Annotated in this window: 22 protein-coding genes; 8 read left to right on the top strand and 14 right to left on the bottom strand. The window is 64.5% G+C overall.

The features are described 5' to 3' along the window. From MOV74_RS12490 to uvrC, 6 genes are all read right to left on the bottom strand, one after another. Positions 1 to 475 (bottom strand): phage holin family protein (locus MOV74_RS12490; protein WP_246922047.1); only part of this gene is annotated, 475 nt, incomplete at its 3' end. A gap of 91 nt (positions 476 to 566) precedes the next feature. Then, positions 567 to 1,526: a 50S ribosomal protein L3 N(5)-glutamine methyltransferase gene (prmB, locus tag MOV74_RS12485; protein WP_246922046.1), complete on the bottom strand. Its 960-nt coding sequence runs from the start codon at positions 1,524 to 1,526 to the stop codon at positions 567 to 569. Further along, positions 1,526 to 2,005, bottom strand: a complete 480-nt coding sequence (locus MOV74_RS12480) for a molybdenum cofactor biosynthesis protein MoaE (protein ID WP_246922044.1) — start codon at positions 2,003 to 2,005, stop codon at positions 1,526 to 1,528. Before MOV74_RS12480 ends, prmB begins: the two co-directional genes overlap by 1 nt. Before the next feature lie 3 nt (positions 2,006 to 2,008). After that, on the bottom strand, positions 2,009 to 2,260 hold the full coding sequence (moaD, locus tag MOV74_RS12475; RefSeq protein WP_246922042.1) for a molybdopterin converting factor subunit 1: 252 nt from the start codon (positions 2,258 to 2,260) through the stop codon (positions 2,009 to 2,011). Then, positions 2,257 to 2,874 carry a CDP-diacylglycerol--glycerol-3-phosphate 3-phosphatidyltransferase gene (gene pgsA / locus MOV74_RS12470; protein ID WP_246922040.1) on the bottom strand — a complete coding sequence of 206 codons (618 nt, stop codon included), beginning with the start codon at positions 2,872 to 2,874 and terminating at the stop codon, positions 2,257 to 2,259. Before pgsA ends, moaD begins: the two co-directional genes overlap by 4 nt. 105 nt (positions 2,875 to 2,979) lie before the next feature. Then, positions 2,980 to 5,037 carry an excinuclease ABC subunit UvrC gene (gene uvrC / locus MOV74_RS12465; RefSeq protein WP_246922038.1) on the bottom strand — a complete coding sequence of 686 codons (2,058 nt, stop codon included), beginning with the start codon at positions 5,035 to 5,037 and terminating at the stop codon, positions 2,980 to 2,982. Positions 5,038 to 5,287: 250 nt separating this feature from the next. Between uvrC and MOV74_RS12460 the strand changes: the two genes are divergently transcribed. Then, on the top strand, positions 5,288 to 5,911 hold the full coding sequence (locus MOV74_RS12460; RefSeq protein WP_246922036.1) for an outer membrane protein: 624 nt from the start codon (positions 5,288 to 5,290) through the stop codon (positions 5,909 to 5,911). Positions 5,912 to 6,008: 97 nt separating this feature from the next. On the opposite strand, the gene MOV74_RS12455 is transcribed toward MOV74_RS12460, so the two are convergent. The 4 genes from MOV74_RS12455 to MOV74_RS12440 all read right to left on the bottom strand — a co-directional run bounded on the left by MOV74_RS12455 (position 6,009) and on the right by MOV74_RS12440 (position 8,773). Next, on the bottom strand, positions 6,009 to 6,224 hold the full coding sequence (locus MOV74_RS12455; RefSeq protein ID WP_008544396.1) for a cold-shock protein: 216 nt from the start codon (positions 6,222 to 6,224) through the stop codon (positions 6,009 to 6,011). 252 nt (positions 6,225 to 6,476) lie between these two features. Continuing rightward, positions 6,477 to 7,337, bottom strand: coding sequence for a 23S rRNA (adenine(2030)-N(6))-methyltransferase RlmJ (locus tag MOV74_RS12450; protein ID WP_246922050.1), 861 nt, complete (start codon positions 7,335 to 7,337; stop codon positions 6,477 to 6,479). A gap of 155 nt (positions 7,338 to 7,492) precedes the next feature. Beyond that, complete coding sequence (locus MOV74_RS12445; protein WP_246922033.1) at positions 7,493 to 8,197, bottom strand: ribonuclease T2; 705 nt, start codon at positions 8,195 to 8,197, stop codon at positions 7,493 to 7,495. A gap of 114 nt (positions 8,198 to 8,311) precedes the next feature. After that, entirely contained in the window at positions 8,312 to 8,773 is a 462-nt protein-coding gene (locus tag MOV74_RS12440; protein ID WP_246922030.1) for a hypothetical protein, read from the bottom strand. Positions 8,774 to 8,957: 184 nt separating this feature from the next. Here MOV74_RS12440 and MOV74_RS12435 point away from each other — a divergent pair, with 184 nt between their 5' ends. Beyond that, positions 8,958 to 9,251 (top strand): hypothetical protein, encoded by a 294-nt coding sequence (locus tag MOV74_RS12435; RefSeq protein WP_246922027.1) that lies wholly within the window; start codon positions 8,958 to 8,960, stop codon positions 9,249 to 9,251. Positions 9,252 to 9,295: 44 nt separating this feature from the next. Continuing rightward, a complete protein-coding gene (locus MOV74_RS12430; protein WP_246922024.1) occupies positions 9,296 to 9,826 on the top strand; it encodes a DUF3617 family protein in 531 nt (176 codons plus the stop codon). A gap of 120 nt (positions 9,827 to 9,946) precedes the next feature. Here MOV74_RS12430 and MOV74_RS12425 read toward each other — a convergent pair whose 3' ends face one another. The 3 genes from MOV74_RS12425 to MOV74_RS12415 are packed head-to-tail and all read right to left on the bottom strand — an operon-like array spanning position 9,947 to position 12,621. After that, positions 9,947 to 11,335, bottom strand: coding sequence for an ATP-binding protein (locus MOV74_RS12425; RefSeq protein ID WP_246922021.1), 1,389 nt, complete (start codon positions 11,333 to 11,335; stop codon positions 9,947 to 9,949). 18 nt (positions 11,336 to 11,353) lie between these two features. Beyond that, the gene (locus MOV74_RS12420) at positions 11,354 to 12,085 is read right to left on the bottom strand and encodes a response regulator (protein ID WP_246922018.1); all 732 of its coding nucleotides are present in this window, start codon (positions 12,083 to 12,085) and stop codon (positions 11,354 to 11,356) included. After that, the gene (locus tag MOV74_RS12415) at positions 12,082 to 12,621 is read right to left on the bottom strand and encodes a MarR family winged helix-turn-helix transcriptional regulator (RefSeq protein WP_246922014.1); all 540 of its coding nucleotides are present in this window, start codon (positions 12,619 to 12,621) and stop codon (positions 12,082 to 12,084) included. The genes MOV74_RS12420 and MOV74_RS12415 overlap by 4 nt, the downstream gene beginning before the upstream one ends. A gap of 338 nt (positions 12,622 to 12,959) precedes the next feature. Between MOV74_RS12415 and MOV74_RS12410 the strand changes: the two genes are divergently transcribed. The 5 genes from MOV74_RS12410 to MOV74_RS12390 all read left to right on the top strand — a co-directional run bounded on the left by MOV74_RS12410 (position 12,960) and on the right by MOV74_RS12390 (position 17,107). After that, a complete protein-coding gene (locus tag MOV74_RS12410; RefSeq protein ID WP_246922012.1) occupies positions 12,960 to 14,042 on the top strand; it encodes a branched-chain amino acid aminotransferase in 1,083 nt (360 codons plus the stop codon). A 137-nt stretch (positions 14,043 to 14,179) separates the two neighbouring features. Continuing rightward, positions 14,180 to 14,704 carry a YegJ family protein gene (locus tag MOV74_RS12405; RefSeq protein WP_246922009.1) on the top strand — a complete coding sequence of 175 codons (525 nt, stop codon included), beginning with the start codon at positions 14,180 to 14,182 and terminating at the stop codon, positions 14,702 to 14,704. Positions 14,705 to 14,744: 40 nt separating this feature from the next. Further along, positions 14,745 to 16,265 carry a histidine--tRNA ligase gene (gene hisS / locus MOV74_RS12400; protein WP_246922007.1) on the top strand — a complete coding sequence of 507 codons (1,521 nt, stop codon included), beginning with the start codon at positions 14,745 to 14,747 and terminating at the stop codon, positions 16,263 to 16,265. A 55-nt stretch (positions 16,266 to 16,320) separates the two neighbouring features. Then, complete coding sequence (locus tag MOV74_RS12395; protein ID WP_258719526.1) at positions 16,321 to 16,569, top strand: 4-oxalocrotonate tautomerase family protein; 249 nt, start codon at positions 16,321 to 16,323, stop codon at positions 16,567 to 16,569. A 133-nt stretch (positions 16,570 to 16,702) separates the two neighbouring features. After that, positions 16,703 to 17,107, top strand: a complete 405-nt coding sequence (locus MOV74_RS12390; protein WP_246922004.1) for a thioesterase family protein — start codon at positions 16,703 to 16,705, stop codon at positions 17,105 to 17,107. A gap of 98 nt (positions 17,108 to 17,205) precedes the next feature. Here MOV74_RS12390 and MOV74_RS12385 read toward each other — a convergent pair. Then, the coding region (locus tag MOV74_RS12385) for a pyrroline-5-carboxylate reductase dimerization domain-containing protein (protein WP_309486796.1) at positions 17,206 to 17,372 on the bottom strand (167 nt) is incomplete at its 5' end.

Below are 17,372 nucleotides of genomic sequence, written 5' to 3'. Positions count from 1 at the left end.
GGGCCCTTCTGCCATGGCCGAGCTCTCCCGGCGCAAGCGGCACGAGCGGGATCGTCGTCGCGACCTCCTTTACCGCCTGCTTGACCGTTCCGCGCGGGATCCGCGGGGTGGCGATCGCGACGCGCATGCGGCTCGCAAGCGGTACGATCGCCTTGGTCGGCCGCTTCATCATGGCCACGGCGACGCCCGCGCAGACCGCGGCCAGCACCAGCAGCACGGCGGCGACGGCGCCAAAGCCCCAGAATTGTCCGTAGCTGATTGCAACCCAGCGGTAGAGGGCAATCAGGCCGACGAAGAAGGTCGCGATCACGAACAGCCCGGCCACTGCGAACAGACCAGCCGCGACCGCGTAGGACGTCGCGCGTCCGGTGGCCTGGCTGGTGCGGTCCCGCAAATACGATTGCGCGGCGCGCTTGAGATGGTTGAGCTTCAGCGCCATGCCGGCGCGCAGCAATTCGCCCGATGGCGCGAGCATGGGGACATCCTCCGAGAGCAAGAACAATCGTCGGGGGATGAACGTGGCGATATTTGAGTTGTTCCGACGGAGCTCGATCCGTCGTGAGGAATCAGCCGAGATCGGCGGCCGCGATCCAGAACACCTCGCCCTCGGAATCCTCGGTGTCGAGCCAGAGCAGCGGCAGTTCCGGAAAGGCCTCGTCGACCAGTTCGCGGCCGCGGCCGATCTCGCAGATCAGCCCGCCATCCGGCGTGAGGTGATCGGGCGCCTCGCGCAGGATCCGGCGCACCACGTCGAGACCGTCGCTTCCGCCATCGAACGCGAGCTTCGGTTCGGCCCGGCATTCCGGCGGCAGCGCCGCCATGCCCTCGGCATCGACGTAAGGCGGGTTGGTGATGATCAGGTCGTATTTGTTGTCGCCGAGCGGCGCGAACAGGTCACCGCGATACAGGCTGATCCGGTCCTCGAGCCCGTATTCGCCGACATTTCGCGTGGCGACCTCGAACGCGCCCTTGGAGATGTCGACGGCATCGACGGCGGCGTTCGGAAAATGATGCGCGGCGAGGATGGCAAGGCATCCCGATCCCGTGCAGAGATCGAGCACACGCTCGACGGCCGTGGGATCGTCGATCAGCGCGCCGGCGCCTTCTTCGCCGCCGAAATGCGACTCCAGCAGTTCGCCGATGAAGGAGCGCGGAACGATGACACGCTCGTCGACATAGAAGGGCAGGCCGCGCATGTAGATCTTCTTGACGAGATAGGCGGCCGGTTTGCGCGTGGTGACGCGCTGATGGATGAGATCGAGGACGGTCTTGCCCTCGGCGGCCGTGACGCGCGCGTTGGCGAACATCTCGAACTGTTCGGGATTGAGATGCAGCGCCTCGCTGACCAGGAAGGCTGCTTCGGCAACCGGATCTGTCGTGCCATGGGCAAAGGCGAGCTCGGCTTCGACAAAGCGGCTCACCCCATAGCGGACGAAATCGGCCAGCGTGAGAAGCTCGCCCGGAGCGACCTTGGCAGGTTTTAGCGCGGCGCGGCCGCGCACGGTCTTTTTGGATGCTTTTGCCATCAGGATCGGGTCCAACGTGCGGCGGCTTCGTCGTCGCGGGCCTGGGCCTCGACCCAGCCGGTGCCGGCTTCGCTTTCTTCCTTCTTCCAGAACGGCGCGCTGGTCTTGAGGTAATCCATCAGGAACTCGGCCGCCAGGAAGGCGGCCTGGCGATGCTGCGATGCGGTCAGCACCAGCACGATGTTCTCGCCCGGCATGAAGCGGCCAACGCGGTGGATGACCGTGACACCGTTCAACGGCCAGCGCGAGATCGCCTCGTCGACATGACGCCTGATCTCTTCCTCGGCCATATCAGGGTAATGTTCCAGCGTCAGCGCGGCGATGTTCGCGCTGTCCTCGTCGGCTCGGCAGATGCCGGAGAAGCTCACGACGGCCCCGATGTCGGTGCGGCTCTTGGTCAGGAGGGCGATTTCGCGGGCGATATCGAAATCGTCCTCCTGAATACGGATGGTAACGGGGCAGGGAACAGAGGAGGCCATGGTCTAGCCGCCGGTCATCGGCGGGAAGAACGCGATTTCGCGAGCGCCGGTGATCGTCGCATCCGATTTGACATGGGCGCGGTCGATCGCGGCGCGGATCACCTTCGGCTTCTCGAACGCATACGCATAGGCTTCGCTTTGACCGGACAGCCAGGCAATCAGCTCTTCCACGGTGCGCACAGTCGCAGGCGGCTCGATGGTTTCTTCTGCCTTGCCGACGCGCTCGCGCACCCAGGCGAAATATTTCACCTTCATCCCTCGTCCTCCTTGATGAGGTGATGGATGCCGGCGCGGAAATAGTCGTAGCCGGTATAAATGGTCACGATCGCCGAGGCCCACAGCAGCGCCAGTCCGATCATCGAGACGACGGGCGCCACCTCGTCGCCGGCAGGTCCCGCGAGCAGAAAGCCGATCGCAACGAGCTGGACCGTGGTCTTCCACTTGGCAAGCTTGGTCACGGGCACGCTGACGCGGAGCGCGGCAAGGTATTCGCGCAGGCCCGAGACCAGGATCTCGCGGCACAGGATCACGATGGCGGCCCACAGCGACCAGCCATGGATGATGCCGTCGGCGGCCAGCATCAGCAGGCACGAGGCGACCAGCAGCTTGTCGGCGATCGGATCGAGCATCCGGCCGAACGCCGATTGCTGATTCCAGATCCGCGCGTAATAGCCGTCGAGGTAGTCGGTCACCGCGGCCCCGATGAAGATGGCCACCGCCACCCAGCGCAGCCACAGCGGCTGATCCAGAATCGACTGCGCATAGATACACCCCACCACGACCGGGATCGCCGCGATCCGGCCATAGGTCAGGATGTTCGGGAGGGACATCGCGCGGCTGGTCGTCCCTCGTGTCGTGGCGATGTTCATCCGTCCTACCAATACCGCTGCGGCCTGAAGGTCAACCGTTCCGCTCCACAGATGGGGTGCGGGATGCGACGATCATATGACCCTAGCTCCCTTTGGGCCTTTAGTTCATCCCGGCTGGGGATGGAAATACTCGAAAATCCTGCGGGCGCTCTCGGCGCTCACCCCCGGAACCTTGCCGAGATCGGCGATCGAGGCGCGTTCGATCTCCTTCAGGGTCCCGAAATGATGTAGCAAGGCACGTTTGCGTGACGGGCCGATGCCCGGAATCTCCTGCAAACCGGCCTCGCGGATGTCCTTCTTGCGCAGCTTGCGGTGCGAGCCGATGACGAAGCGGTGGGCCTCGTCGCGCAAACGCTGGATGAAATAGAGCACGGGATCGCGCGGCTCCAGCTTGATGGCCTCGCGTTCCGGCATGAACAGGGTCTCGCGGCCGGCATCCCGGTCCGGCCCCTTGGCGACCGACATCAGCGACACCTGGGTCAGGCCGAGATTTGCGAAGATCTCGCGGACGGCGTTGAGCTGGCCGCGGCCGCCGTCGATGATGACGAGATCGGGCCATTGCGGGAAATCGTCGTCCTTCGCCTTGACCGAGCCCTCCTCGGGCGGAGTGATCAGGCGTTTGAAGCGTCGCTCGAGCACCTCGCGCATCATGGCGAAGTCGTCGCCGGGCGTGATGCCTTCCGACTTGATGTTGAACTTGCGGTACTGGTTCTTCACGAAACCATCAGGTCCGGCGACGATCATGGCGCCGACCGCATTGGTGCCCTGGATGTGGCTGTTGTCGTAGACTTCGATGCGCCTGGGCGAATGCGGCAGGCTCAGCGTTGCGGCTATGGCGTCGAGCAGGCGGCTTTGCGTGGCGGTATCGGCAAGCTTGCGGCCGAGCGCCTCGCGCGCATTGGTCAGCGCGTGGGCGACCAGCTCCTTCTTCTCGCCGCGCTTGGGCGCGGTGACCTCGATCTTGTGGCCGGCCTTGATCGAGAGCGCATTGGCGAGCAGCTCGCTCTCCTCGATCTCGTGCGAGAGCAGGATGTTCCTCGGCGGCGGCTTGTCGTCGTAGAACTGGGCGAGGAAGGAACCGAGCACTTCTTCCGGGGTGAACGTCTTTTCCGCGCGCGGAAAATAGGCCCGGTTGCCCCAGTTCTGGCCAGTGCGAAAGAAGAACACCTCGACGCAGGAGAAGCCGCCCTCCTGGTGGATGGCGAACACGTCGGCTTCCTCGACCGTGCGCGGATTGATGCCCTGCTGCGACTGGATCGCCGACAGCGCGGCGAGGCGGTCGCGGTAGAGCGCGGCGCGCTCGAACTCGAGCTCACCCGCCGCCTTCTCCATCTCGCCGGCAAGCTCCTGCTTCACCGCATGGCTTTTGCCTGACAGGAAGTCGCTCGCCTCCCGCACCAGCGTCGTATAGCCGGGGAAGTCGATCTCGCGGGTGCAGGGGCCGGCGCAGCGGCGGATCTGGTAGAGCAGGCAAGGCCGGGTGCGGCTCTCGAAGAAGGAATCGGTGCAGGAGCGGATCAGGAACGCGCGCTGCAAGGCCGTGATGGTGCGGTTGACCGCGCCGGCGGAGGCAAACGGACCGAAATAGCGTCCGGGCCGGCTCTGCGCGCCGCGATGTTTCAGGATCTGCGGCGCCCAATGGTCGCCGGTGATCAGGATATAGGGAAACGATTTGTCGTCGCGCAGCTGCACATTGAAGCGCGGCCGAAGCTGCTTGATGAGGTTGGCTTCCAGCAGCAGCGCTTCGGTCTCGGTATTGGTCGAGACGATTTCCACGGTGACCGTGGCGGCGATCATGCGCAGGATGCGCGCCGGCTGCGGCGCATTCTGGCGCGCATAGTTGGAGAGGCGCTTTTTGACGTTCTTGGCTTTGCCGACATAGAGCACGTCGGCATTCGCATTGAGCATGCGATAGACGCCGGGCGAGGTGGGGGCGAGGCGGACCGCGCGTTCGATCGCCTCGTGACCGCTCGCCAGCGGCCCTTCGCCGACCGCGCCGCTCTCTTCAAGGATATCAGGCAGCCGCGCGTCGTCCTCCTCCTCGCCGCCGCTGGTGGCGGGATCGAGGTCCGGAGGCGTCTCGGCTGGAGCGTCCGGCGCGGAGCCACGCACGGGTCTGCGCGCGCGCGCATCGTCCGGATTGTCGGGGGAATCGTGAACCATGGAGCGAATTTAGGCGCTAGGGGTGCCGATTTGAAGTTCCGGCCGTGCGGCGCGCACAGGATGGCGACGCAGTTCCCGGTAACACTCGCTTAAGCCTGTTAACAGCGCGGTAACCCGGCTTAACAGGCCTTTAACTTAAAACTCTCGATAAATCTTACGCGAAAAAGTGGTGGTTCCGTAACCATGCGGTTTGCCTCGCGCGGCGGCGTCAGGCTTCGCACCGGTTGCAACAGTTGCGTTGGAGTGTGTGATGAAGGGGCTCGTTGTGGGCGCGGCCGCGTTGGTTGCAGCCGCCTGGACAGCTTCGGCAGAGGCCGCCGATCTCAATTACGGGCAGCGTGCGCCCTATACGGTCAACCAGCCGCTGAATGCGTATAGCTGGGCAGGTCCCTATCTCGGCGGCAATATCGGCTACGAATGGGGCTCGGTCGACAACAATCCCTCAAAGCCGTCCGGCTTCGTCGGCGGCGTGCAAGCCGGCTACAACTTCCAGAACGGCCCGTTTGTGTTCGGCGTCGAGGGCGACATCCAGGCCGCCGGCGCCGACGATACCTTTGCGCCGTGGAAATTCTCCAATCCGTGGTTCGGTACCCTGCGCGGCCGCGCCGGCTACGCCTTCAACAACGTGCTGTTCTACGGCACCGCCGGCCTCGCCTTCGGCGAGCTGCGCGCGCAGACCTTCGGCTGGACGGAATCGCACACCACCGCCGGCTGGACCATCGGTGCCGGCGCGGAAGTCGGCCTGGCGCCGAACTGGAGCGCCAAGCTCGAATATCTCTACATCGACCTGTCGACCAGTCAGTTCGCAATTACGGGCGTGTCAAACGGCTATAGCGCCAGCGTTGTGCGCGCTGGCGTGAACTATCGCTTCTGATAGCTGAAGAAGAAAATACCGGACAACAACTCCCGGCCGCTCGCGGCCGGGATTTTTTTGCGCGAAATGTTGCGCCGAATGTTGCTCGTCAGGCCCGCTAGGAGAGGATGACCAGATTGACCGCCTTCGGCCCCTTCCCCTTCTTGTCCGGTTCGACTTCGAAAGTAATACGCTGTCCTTCCGCAAGGTCCTTCAGTCCGGCCCGCTCCACAGCAGTAATGTGCACGAAGACGTCGCGGCCGCCGTCGTCAGGCTTGATAAAACCGTAGCCGCGTTCGCCGTTGAAAAACTTAACCGTTCCCGTCATGGCCATCGGGAAACTCCCCCTCATTGCTCCTCCGTCGCGACGCAGACTCACGTCACGACATGACCGGGCTTACGGAGCCCGGGAGAGCTGGCCATCCTTGGGCGGACCTCAACGGTCCGGCCGGATCTTTCTTAGGCCTTCACTCCGCCGCAACCATTCGCGGAAGCGGAACGCAAAGCCAGTCACAAAAACAGCATAATACGGTTCTCAGCAGATTGACTACCGCTCCTGCATATTTTTCCCAAGAATGCCGGAGTGTTACGGCCTCGGGACCTCCAATCGGAATCTGGCAGCGCCGCCCTGGCCGAGCGGCATTTCCAGCTCGGGCAGGATCGTCTTGAGCTCGCCCTGCAGCGTATAGGGCGGATTGACGATCAGGAGCCCGGTCGAGGCGAGAGCCCCGCCATCGAGCTGGGGCGCGACGCTGAACTCGAGGCGCAGACATTTTCCCGGTGGTTTTGCTGCAGCTGCGAGCCGCGCCACCGTTTCGGCCAGCGTGTCGGTGGCACGCCGGTTCTTGGCCGGATACCAGATGACATAGATGCCGGTCGGCCATTTCGCGAAGGCCGTCGAGAAGGCTTCACCCAGCCGCTCGAACTCGTCCTTTGCTTCGAAAGGCGGATCAATCAGCACGACACCGCGCCGCTCCTTTGGCGGCACGAAGGCCGGCAGCGCCACCCAGCCGTCGAGGTCGACCACGCGGGCCTGTTCGTCGCGGCGCAGCACGCTGATCAGCGCTTTTCGCGCCTTCGGCTCGAGCTCGCAGGCGACGAGGCGGTCCTGAGGCCTGAGCAGGCCGCGCGCGATCAAGGGGGAGCCCGGATAGGCCTTGAGCTCACCCTTCGGATTGAAGGCGCGGACGATGTCGAGATATGGCTTGGCCAGCGCCGCGCTCTCGTTCGACAGGCGGGCCTGCATCAGCCGCGCGATGCCGGTCAGCCATTCGCCGCTCCGGCGCGCCTCGTCGCTGTCGAGATCGTAGAGGCCCGCGCCGGCATGGGTGTCGATGACGCGGAACGCCCCCGGCTTGTCCTGCAGATAGGTGATGATGCGCGCCAGCACGATGTGCTTGATGACATCGGTGAAGCTGCCGGCGTGAAAGGCGTGACGGTAATTCATGGCGAAGGTCTGCGGCTCACGGGAGAGAATGCGCAGCATCTTCTACTCGTCATGCCCGGGCTTGTCCCGGGCATCCACGTCCTTCGTGATGCGTTGTGAAACTCGGATGGCCGGGACAAGCGCTCCATGACGATGCGGGCGGCCAGTTTCGCGAACTAACCGCCTCTGATCGGCGGCATGGTGACCTGATCGCGGCGGCAGGCGCGGCGTTCGATCTCGTCGCAGGCGCGGAATTGCAGGTCCTTGCTGAGGCAGATGCGGACCTCGGAGAGCCGGGTCCGGTTGCAGGTGACGGAGACGGCGGTATTGCTCAGCCCCGGATTGGCCTTGATGAAGGCCTCCTCCACCTCCGCCGGCGCCACGGTCCTGGCCTGCGACAGATCGAGATATTCGGCTGGAATCTTGATCGCCGCGCGCGCTTTGCGGATCGTCTCGAAATAGCTGCGGCCTTCGAGGCCCGAGCAGGTGCCGTGCTTGTCCCATTCGTTGAAGATCAGGCCAGGCGCCGGCATCAAATCGAGCATCGAGGAGACGATGCTGCGGTTCAGTCGCGGCGCGGGACGCTGGCAATATTCGGGAAAGCCATTCTCATATTGCGGCCACAGCCCATGCACCACGAAGGCGTAGGGCCGTCCGCCGCACTGGATCTGGGAGCGGCCACCGCGCTCCGCGGCCTCCTCGCAGAACGAGGGCGACCACGACAGCGACAACACATAGAAGTCGAACTCGCCAGGCGCGTTCTGCCGCTTGTCCTGGGCCTTTGCGTCACTGGCGAACGAGGCCAGGCCCGCGGCAAGGATCAGGGAAAGGGCCAGCGAGATCACCAGGCGGGAGAACGAATGCAATCTGGAATGAAACATGGCAACGCCCCTCAACTAGACTGTGCACGGAAGCCTAGCAGGCAGCAAGAACATTTCAAGAACAAAATTCAGACGGCGGCCGCCGGCCGCCCCAATAGGTCCGAATCAGGGGCTCTAAGGCTTGGCGGCGCGGCAGGCCGGATTATAGGCCCAGTTGCGGTCGAGCCCGACCACGCACCATTCGACGCCGTTGCCGTAGCCGGCGAAGCCGCCATCCTCGATGATCGAGAAATGCACCTTGCGCACCTTGCCGTCATTGAGCATGGCCTCGCCGGTACAATAGCGGCGCGGAATGTTGTCGGACTGCCAGGGCCGGAACGCGGTCTCGCGAACGGCGGAAAAGCCAGTGATTTGCAGGGAGGAATTCCAGAACGAGCTTTCCTTTTCCCAGAACTGGGTGGCGATCGTCGGCAGCGCCCTGTCGCACTCGGCGACGGCGCCGTCATAGCGCGGCCCGCTCAGCCAGAAATTCAGCTCTAGCGGATTGGCAGCCCTGGCCTCACCGAGCGACAGCGCCCCGAACATGAGGCCGAGCACGGCGGCAAAGCGGAGCGATTTCAGGGAGGGGGCGCGCATGGGTAATCCAGACAGCTGAAGTCTTGCGAAGGTCGAACGGTGCCGCGAAGGGCGGGGGAGGTCAAGTGCAGCGCGGCAACACTTCGCCAGGAGTTGACCATAACCTCACTGCCGACGGGGCTTCAGTTCTTTTCACGGCGATCCCGGCACCGTAAACTGGCACCAACCAATTGGAGTGACGGGAATGCGAATCATTGCGGCCGCGGGCCTTCTTGCCCTGGGTATGATGGCGAGCCAGTCGGCGCGCGCCGACATTCTTCCGGTGCCGCCTTTCAAGGGCAACGACACCGGCGGCATCATCGCCTATTCCATGGCCATCCAAGTCGATGCGCGACAGGCCGCGGTCGATCACTGCGCGCGCTACGGCAAGGTGGTCAAATTCCTGGCGGTGCAGGCCTATGAGGGCGGCTACATCTCGTTCTCCTGCCGCTGGGTGCCTTATGGCGCCGCCGACCAGCCGATCCGCACGCTGTACTGAAGCGTTGTCGTAACGCCGCAATCTCTCAGCCGGGAGCCTCCACCATGACGCGCAAACTCGCTTTGCTCGGCTCGGCCGCTTGCCTCGTCGTGTCGGCAGCCAGCGCCAGCGCCGACGATTTGCCGGTGCGCAAGGCCGGCCTTTGGGAAATGAAGCTGGTCACATCAGGCTCGCCGGTGCCCGAGATGACCATGCAGCACTGCACCGACGAGACCGTCGACAAGGAGATGAGCAACAACGTCTCCCCGATGGCCAAGCAGATTTGCGCCAAGCAGGAGATCAAGAAGACAGCGACCGGCTATGTCAGCGATTCCGAGTGCAACGTCGCCGGCGTCACCACGACGTCGCACGCCGAGATATCAGGCGATTTCAACTCGGCCTACACGGTGAAGTCGTCCTCGCACGCGCAAGGCGGCGTCGCAGGCGCGGCCGGCCGCGATAGCACCATGACGCTGCAAGCCAAATGGCTCGGGGCCTGCAAGCCGGACCAGAAGCCCGGCGATATCGTGATGCCCGGCGGCTTCAAGATGAACGTGCGCGACATGGACAAGCTGAAGGCGCTGCTGCCGAAATAGGCGGGATCGTAGTCCGCAGCCCGGATGGAGCGTAGCGCAGTCCGGGGCTTTGCATCCGTTGCGAAGTTGCGAAGAATGAATCCCGGATTGCGCTGCGCTCCATCGGGGCTACGTCGTCAGCTATACCGGAATCCTCACGCTCGCCCTAAGTCCCCCCATCGGACTGTCGCCGAGGGTGATGTCGCCGCCGTGCGAGCGGGCGATGTCGCGGGCGATGGCGAGGCCAAGGCCCGTGCCGCCTTCGTCCTGGTTGCGGGCGTTGTCCAGCCGCAGGAACGGCTTGAACACTTCTTCGCGCAAATGCGCGGGAATGCCCGGCCCGTCATCGTCGATCGTGACGGTCAAATAACGGTGATCGCGCTGGCCGGTGATGGCGATGCTCTTGCCGTAGCGTGCCGCGTTGGTGACGAGGTTGGCGAGGCAGCGCTTGAACGAGGCCGGCTTCACTGTCACGACGGGCAGGCCGTGGAAGGCAACGGTCGCGGCATGACCGTGGCGTTCGGCGTCGCCGCGCAGCTCCTCGAGCGCCTGGGCCATGTCGGTCGGCTGCGACTGCTCACCGGAATCGCCGCGCGCAAACGCGAGGTAGTCCTCCAGCATCATCGACATCTCGTCGACGTCCTTGCGCATCCCCTCGAGTTCGGGGCTGTCGCCGATCAGCGCCAGCTCGAGCTTGAAGCGGGTCAGGATGGTGCGCAGATCGTGGCTGACGCCGGCGAGCATCGCCGTGCGCTGCTCCATCGTGCGCTCGATGCGCGACTTCATCTCGAGGAAGGCGACCGAGGCGCGTCGCACCTCGCGCGCGCCACGCGGCCTGAAGTTCGGCGCCTCGCGGCCCTTGCCGAAACTTTCGGCGGCATCCGCAAGCCGCAGGATCGGCCTGATCTGGTTGCGCAGGAACAGCACGGCGACGATCAGCAGGATCGACGAGGTGCCGACCATCCAGAACAGGAAAATCTCCGAGTTGGAGGCATAGGCGGCGCTGCGCTGCGCGAACACGCGCATCACGGCATCGTCGAGCTGGATGCGGATCTCGACCAGGTTTGAGCGGCCGACCGTGTCGATCCAGAACGAGCGCCCGATCTGGCGGCCGAGCTGCACCGACAGCGTCTGGTCGAGCAGCGAGAAGAACGGCTTCGGTCCCGGCGGCGGCATGTCGCCGGCGGGAAGGAAATCGACGACGAGGCCGAGGCGCTGCTGGGCGATGCGGCGGAGCTGGTCGCGGTCCCGGTCCTGCGGATAACCCTTGTAGACGTCGATCAGCGTAGCGATGTCCTGCACCACCGCGGCGGACAATCTGCGCGTCACCGTGTTCCAGTGCCGCTCCATGAACACGAAGGCGACGACCGATTGCAGCACCACCATCGGCACGATCATGATGAGGAGCGCGCGGGCGTAGAGGCCGGTCGGCATCCAGCCCTTGAACGCATTGCCCATCCAGCCATTGACGGCGGAGACGCGGCCGGCGGCGCTTCGGAGCAGCGTCAGGCCGGTATCGATCGTGCTCATCGGTCGCGCTTCACTGTGTTATGGCGAGGCCACCAGCCGGTAGCCGATGCCGCGCACCGCCTGAAGGAACAGCGGATTGGCGGGGTCGGTCTCGATCTTGCGCCGGAGGCGGTTGATCTGCACGTCGACGGCGCGTTCATTGACGCTGCCATTGCCGGTCAGCGCGCTGCGCGGCACGGTCTCGCCCGGCGTCTCCGAAAGAATGCGCAGCATCTCGCGCTCGCGGTCGGTGAGGTGGATGACCTCCTCGCCCTGACGCAGCTCCCCGCGATCGAGATGGTAGATGTAGGGGCCGAAAGCGATCTTCTCCACGGTCGCGGCCTGCGGCGGCGGGGCGGCGCGCTTGAGGATGTTGTTGATGCGCAGCGCCAGCTCGCGCGGCTCGAACGGTTTCGCCACGTAGTCGTCGGCGCCGATCTGCAGGCCCTCGATGCGGGCCTCGGCTTCATGGCGCGCCGTCAGCATCACGATCGGCACCGAGGAGGATGTCCGGATGAAGCGGGCGAGATCGAAGCCTGTCTCGCCGGGCATCATCACGTCGAGGATCAGCAGGTCGAAATGCAGACCCAGCAATTTCGATCGTGCATCGCCGGCACTGGCGGCGGTGGTGACGCGATAACCCTCGGCGGCGAGGAAGCGGGAGAGCAGATCGCGGATGCGGCGGTCGTCGTCGACGAGCAGCAGATGCGGCGCGTCATCGGCCGGACGCGCCGGCGGGCGGGCGAGAGTGGCAGCGAGCGGCACGGTCACTCCTTGGCGTTGTTGACGGAAGCGAAGATCGTCTCGAGCACCTTGTCCGGATCGTCCCGATCGATCATCGCGCGGAGGAAGCGCTTGACCGTCTCGGCATCCTGCGGGTTCATCTCGGCGAGCGCCTTGGTGATCCGCGTGGTCTGCAGCCCGGCGAGCTTCTGCACCAGTGCCTCGCCCTTCGGCGTCGCGTAGAGCAGGCGCTGGCGGCGGTCATTGTCGCCGGTCTTCTGCACGATGTAGCCTTCGTCCAGCAGCTGTTTGAGCACGCGGCCGAGCGACTGTTTGGTGATGCGCAGGACGTCGAGCAGATCGGCGACCTTGAGGCCGGGATAGCGGTAGACGAAGTGCATGACCCGGTGATGAGCCCGGCCGAAGCCGAAAGCCTCCAGCTCCTGGTCGGGATCGCCGACGAAGTCGCGATAGGCGAAGAACAGTAGCTCGATGATATCCCAGCGCAAATTGCCTCCGTCGTCTGCGGCCGGCTTGGGCTCGGCGGCGTCGTGAGAGGATGTTGCGAAATTTATGTCAGGCATATTGACGTATCTTGGGTTCAATGTTACAAAACGATCGACCCGCACGAAATTTTAGATCGTTTCGCGCGGGTGGTGTCGAAGCAAGGACGGCGGAAAGAGCCGGACAGGCGACGACGGCCGGAGCAGGTCTACCGTGCGATTGTCGAGCGGCATTTCGGCAAAACATACTGGACTTCCGCGTTCCGCAAAAGCATGTCCTCAGCGACATGCTGGCCACGGGAAACCGGCCGTAACAAGGCTGGCGGTGGTTCAGCCAGACACCCAATGAAGCCAGTCGGCCCGAAACAGGGCGGGCCGGCGCCAGAACAGCGCCGATACCGGCAGCGGGAGCCAAGGACATGAGCATGACATTCGACATCCAGCCCGCATCCAATCCGACTCCTGAGAAGGACCGTGTGGCCAGGCTGATGGACCCCGGCTTCGGACGGGTCTTCACCGATCACATGGCGATCGTCCGCTACAACCAGGCCAAGGGCGGCTGGTATGAAGCGCGGATCGAGGCCCGCGCCAATTTCCAGCTCGATCCGGCCGGCGCGGTGCTGCACTACGCCCAGGAGATCTTCGAGGGTCTCAAGGCCTACAAGCGCGACGACGGCGGCGTGAACCTGTTCCGCCCCGACGCCAATGCGCGGCGCTTCAAGGATTCGGCGGATCGCATGGCGATGGCGCAACTGCCCGAGGACGTCTTCATCGAGGCGGTCGAGCAGGTCGTGCGCATCGACCGCGCCTGGATGCCGGGCGGCGAAGGCAGCCTGTACCTGCGCCCCTTCATGATCGCCAGCGAGACCTTCCTCGGCGTCAAGCCGTCGTCCGAATACATTTTCGCGGTGATCGCTTCGCCGGTCGGTTCGTACTTCAAGGGCGGCCCTGCGCCGGTCTCGATCTGGGTGTCCGAGAATTACACGCGCGCAGCAATCGGCGGCACTGGCGCGGTGAAGTGCGGCGGCAATTATGCCGCGAGCCTGCGCGCGCAGGCTGAAGCGATCCAGCATGGCTGCGATCAGGTCGTGTTCCTCGATGCGGTCGAGCGCCGCTATATCGAGGAGCTCGGCGGCATGAACGTCTTCTTCGTGTTTGACGACGGCTCGCTCTCGACGCCGCCGCTCGGCACCATCCTGCCCGGCATCACCCGCGATTCCATCATCGCGCTGGCCAAGGATGCCGGCAAGACGGTGCGCGAGGAGCCGTACTCGCTCGACCAGTGGCGCAAGGATGCGGCCTCCGGCAAGCTCAAGGAAGCGTTTGCCTGCGGCACGGCCGCCGTCATCTCGCCGATCGGCAAGGTGCGCTCGGTGAGCGGCGATTTCGAGATCAGCGGCGGCGCCGCCGGTCCCGTCGCCATGGGCCTGCGCAAGCAGCTCGTTGACATCCAGTACGGCCGCACCAACGATCCGCACAACTGGATCCGCAAGGTGTTTTGATCCGCAGCGAGAATGTTTCCCCTCTCTCATGAGGAGAGGGGAAACACGCAATGCTTGTGGCTTTTCGTGCACTGAACGCGCCGCCATAACTCCGCGACAAAGTCAGCATACATCGAGTCATCCTGGATATCGCGATCATGGCAGCTAAGCTCTCCCAACCAATGAAATGGGTCGTTCTCGCCGCAATCACTGGCGTCTCCGTCTTCGGCGTCCTGACCATCGGCCCTACTCACGAGGTCGTCGCGCAGGACCGCTCGCCGATCGTCGACGTGCGCACCGGCGATCCCGAGATGAATGCGGCGATCGCGCGGGCCCGCGGCACGCTTCCGATCTTCTGGGCCTCCTATGACGCGCCAAAGTCGTCGGAGACCGGGCATTCCCTCAAAGCTCACTTTTCCACCCGCAAGGGCGGGGAGCACATCTGGATCGCCGAGATAAAGAAGCTGCCCAACGGCAGCTATTCCGGCCGGTTCGCCAACGAGCCGCGTGACCTGCCGGGCAAGCGGGCAGGCGACGAGGTCAAGTTCGCCGAGGCCGACATCTCGGACTGGATGTTCATGCGCAACGGCAAGATCGTCGGCGGCGAAACCATCAAGCCGCTGCTCAAATCCATGCCGAAAGCCGACGCCGACGCGCTCCGGGCGCGGATGGAGCAGCCGTAGGGCAGTTGCCGCCTCGCGCCCCGGCTGGTAAACGCCGCGCATGGCCGAGAAACCCAAAAAACCGCAGAAACTGAAGGCGCGCCTGCCGCGCGGGCTCGAGGATCGCGATCCCGCGGCGATCCGGGCGACGCGCGAGATGGTCGAGAAGATCCGCGCCGTCTACGAGCTCTACGGGTTCGAGCCCGTGGAAACGCCGGCGATGGAATATACCGACGCGCTGGGTAAGTTCCTGCCCGACCAGGATCGTCCTAACGAAGGCGTGTTCTCGTTCCAGGACGACGACGAGCAGTGGATCAGCTTGCGCTACGATTTGACGGCGCCACTGGCGCGCTATGTCGGCGAGCGCTACGGCACCGACGCGCTGGTCTTGCCCTACCGCAGCTACCGCGTCGGCTATGTCTTCCGCAACGAAAAGCCCGGCCCCGGCCGTTTCCGCCAGTTCATGCAGTTCGATGCTGACACGGTCGGCTCGGCGACGCCGGCGGCAGACGCCGAGATCTGCATGATGGCCGCGGACACGATGGAGGCGCTCGGCATCGCGCGCGGCTCCTACATCGTGAAGGTCAACAACCGCAAGGTGCTCGACGGTGTTCTGGAAGCCATCGGGCTCGGCGGTGACGAAAATGCCGCGCGTCGCCTGACGGTGCTGCGCGCGATCGACAAGCTCGACAAGTTTTCTGCCGACGAGGTCCGCAAGCTGCTCGGTCCTGGACGATGGGATGGCGGCGAAGAGGGCAAGGGCGACTTCACCAAGGGCGCCAATCTGAGCGAAGCCGAAGCCGACGTCGTTCTCGCCATCACCAAACCGCGCGAGGATTGGAAAGAGGCGATTGCCGCGGCTGAAACCTACCTCGCCAAGAGTCAGGTCGGCCAAGCTGGCGTGAGCGAGCTGGAAGAGATCGCAAAACTTGTGACGGCGTCGGGCTACGGTGCGGACCGCATCAAGATCGATCCCTCCGTCGTGCGCGGCCTCGAATATTACACCGGCCCCGTCTACGAGGTCGAGCTCCTGCTCGAGACCAAGGATGAGAAGGGCCGCCCGGTGCGCTTCGGCTCGGTCGGCGGCGGCGGTCGCTACGATGGTCTCGTCTCGCGCTTCCGCGGCGAGCCGGTGCCGGCGACCGGATTCTCGATCGGCGTGTCGCGCTTGCAGGCTGCGCTGACGCTGCTCGGCAAGCTCGACACGCGGCCCGAATTCGGCCCCGTCGTCGTCACCGTGTTCGACCGTGAACGCGTCGCCGACTATCAGAAGATGGTGGCAAGCTTGCGCACCGCCGGCATCCGCGCCGAGCTTTATCTCGGCAATCCCAAGAACATGGGTAACCAGCTCAAATATGCCGACCGCCGCAACAGCCCCTGCGTGATCATCCAGGGCTCGGATGAAAAGGCGCGTAGTGAGCTACAGATCAAGGATCTGGTCGAAGGCGCCAAAGCGGCCGCCGCGATCGCCTCCAACCAGGAATGGCGCGAGAGCCGCCCGGCGCAGTTCTCGTGCAGCGAAGCCGATCTTGTCGCCAAGGTGCGCGAGGTGCTGGCGCGCCATGACGTAAAGTGGGGCTAGCTATTCGCTGGCGCCGTCATGCCCGGGCTTGTCCCGGGCAGCCACGTCTTGTTTGATGGCGGCCGTCAATGGCCGGTATTCGGCCCCAAGGGAGAGAAAAATGCCTGAGATCACTGTCAGCATGGCCGAAGGCCGCACCGACGAGCAGAAGGCCGGCATGATGCGCGACATCACCCAGGCACTGGTGAAGAATCTCGGCGTCGATGCCGATGCCGTGGTCATCCAGATCAACGAAGCCCCGCTCCGCCACAAGATGAAGGGCGGCAAGACGTTCGTGGAACGCGCGGCGGCTGCGAAGAAGTGATGCGTTAGCGTCATTCCGGGGCAGCCCACTAGGGCTGAACCACAATGCGCAACGGCGCATTGGGGAATCTCGTTCGACAATCTGTGGATTCCGGGTTCGCGTTGCGCGCGACCCGGAATGACGAGCAAGCAAGATGGACGCACGCGACTTCATCACGATCGGAATGAGTGCCGAGCGCACGCTGGTGGTCCCAGTGGAGCGCACGGTCGGGCATTTCGTGTCCGGCATGCCTTTTGTTTACGCGACGCCGATGATGATACTGGAGATGGAGATGACCTCGGGCGATGCGATCCGCGCCGCGCTTCAGCCGGGTTGGGTCACCGTCGGCACCGAGGTCGATATCCGCCATCTCGCCGCCGCCCCCGTCGGTGCGACGGTGCGGACCACGGCAAAGGTCGTCGCGGTCGAGCGCCGTGTCATCCGCTTCGAGGTCGAGGCGTTCGAGGGCACACGCAAGCTCGGCGAAGGCCGCCACGCGCGCGGGCTCGTCAATGTCGAGATGTTCAATAAGCGGCTGGGGGCTGGCTCGACTTCGTAGGGTGGGCAAAGGCGCGAAGCGCCGTGCCCACCATCTCTCCGGGACCCGCGATGAAGGTGGTGGGCACGCTTCGCTATTGCCCACCCTACGGCACCTGTCTACTTCGCCAATTCCTGCGACCGCTTGGTCGCCGCCGCGATCGCGCGGATCATCAACTCGCGCAGACCCGGCTCACCCATCAGCACGCCGAGCGCTGCGGCCGTGGTGCCGCCGGGCGAGGTGACGTTCTGGCGCAGCGTGCCGGAGGGAAGCTCCGACTGGTGCA

The sequence above is a fragment of the Bradyrhizobium sp. SHOUNA76 genome (assembly GCF_023006445.1).
Classification (GTDB): Bacteria; Pseudomonadota; Alphaproteobacteria; order Rhizobiales; family Xanthobacteraceae; genus Bradyrhizobium.
This window is presented reverse-complemented; position numbering and strand designations above follow the sequence as displayed.

Bases quoted from the DNA above. Each gene is read 5' to 3' on its own strand.
- prmB (WP_246922046.1), bottom strand. From the start codon at position 1,526: ATGGCAAAAGCATCCAAAAAGACCGTGCGCGGCCGCGCCGCGCTAAAA.
- MOV74_RS12425 (WP_246922021.1), bottom strand. From the start codon at position 11,335: ATGAGCACGATCGATACCGGCCTGACGCTGCTCCGAAGCGCCGCCGGC.
- uvrC (WP_246922038.1), bottom strand. From the start codon at position 5,037: ATGGTTCACGATTCCCCCGACAATCCGGACGATGCGCGCGCGCGCAGA.
- MOV74_RS12405 (WP_246922009.1), top strand. From the start codon at position 14,180: ATGGCAGCTAAGCTCTCCCAACCAATGAAATGGGTCGTTCTCGCCGCA.
- MOV74_RS12460 (WP_246922036.1), top strand. From the start codon at position 5,288: ATGAAGGGGCTCGTTGTGGGCGCGGCCGCGTTGGTTGCAGCCGCCTGG.
- MOV74_RS12415 (WP_246922014.1), bottom strand. From the start codon at position 12,621: ATGCCTGACATAAATTTCGCAACATCCTCTCACGACGCCGCCGAGCCC.
- hisS (WP_246922007.1), top strand. From the start codon at position 14,745: ATGGCCGAGAAACCCAAAAAACCGCAGAAACTGAAGGCGCGCCTGCCG.
- MOV74_RS12435 (WP_246922027.1), top strand. From the start codon at position 8,958: ATGCGAATCATTGCGGCCGCGGGCCTTCTTGCCCTGGGTATGATGGCG.
- MOV74_RS12440 (WP_246922030.1), bottom strand. From the start codon at position 8,773: ATGCGCGCCCCCTCCCTGAAATCGCTCCGCTTTGCCGCCGTGCTCGGC.
- pgsA (WP_246922040.1), bottom strand. From the start codon at position 2,874: ATGAACATCGCCACGACACGAGGGACGACCAGCCGCGCGATGTCCCTC.
- MOV74_RS12445 (WP_246922033.1), bottom strand. From the start codon at position 8,197: ATGTTTCATTCCAGATTGCATTCGTTCTCCCGCCTGGTGATCTCGCTG.
- MOV74_RS12430 (WP_246922024.1), top strand. From the start codon at position 9,296: ATGACGCGCAAACTCGCTTTGCTCGGCTCGGCCGCTTGCCTCGTCGTG.
- MOV74_RS12480 (WP_246922044.1), bottom strand. From the start codon at position 2,005: ATGGCCTCCTCTGTTCCCTGCCCCGTTACCATCCGTATTCAGGAGGAC.
- MOV74_RS12455 (WP_008544396.1), bottom strand. From the start codon at position 6,224: ATGGCCATGACGGGAACGGTTAAGTTTTTCAACGGCGAACGCGGCTAC.
- moaD (WP_246922042.1), bottom strand. From the start codon at position 2,260: ATGAAGGTGAAATATTTCGCCTGGGTGCGCGAGCGCGTCGGCAAGGCA.
- MOV74_RS12395 (WP_258719526.1), top strand. From the start codon at position 16,321: ATGGCGGCCGTCAATGGCCGGTATTCGGCCCCAAGGGAGAGAAAAATG.
- MOV74_RS12450 (WP_246922050.1), bottom strand. From the start codon at position 7,337: ATGAATTACCGTCACGCCTTTCACGCCGGCAGCTTCACCGATGTCATC.
- MOV74_RS12390 (WP_246922004.1), top strand. From the start codon at position 16,703: ATGGACGCACGCGACTTCATCACGATCGGAATGAGTGCCGAGCGCACG.
- MOV74_RS12410 (WP_246922012.1), top strand. From the start codon at position 12,960: ATGAGCATGACATTCGACATCCAGCCCGCATCCAATCCGACTCCTGAG.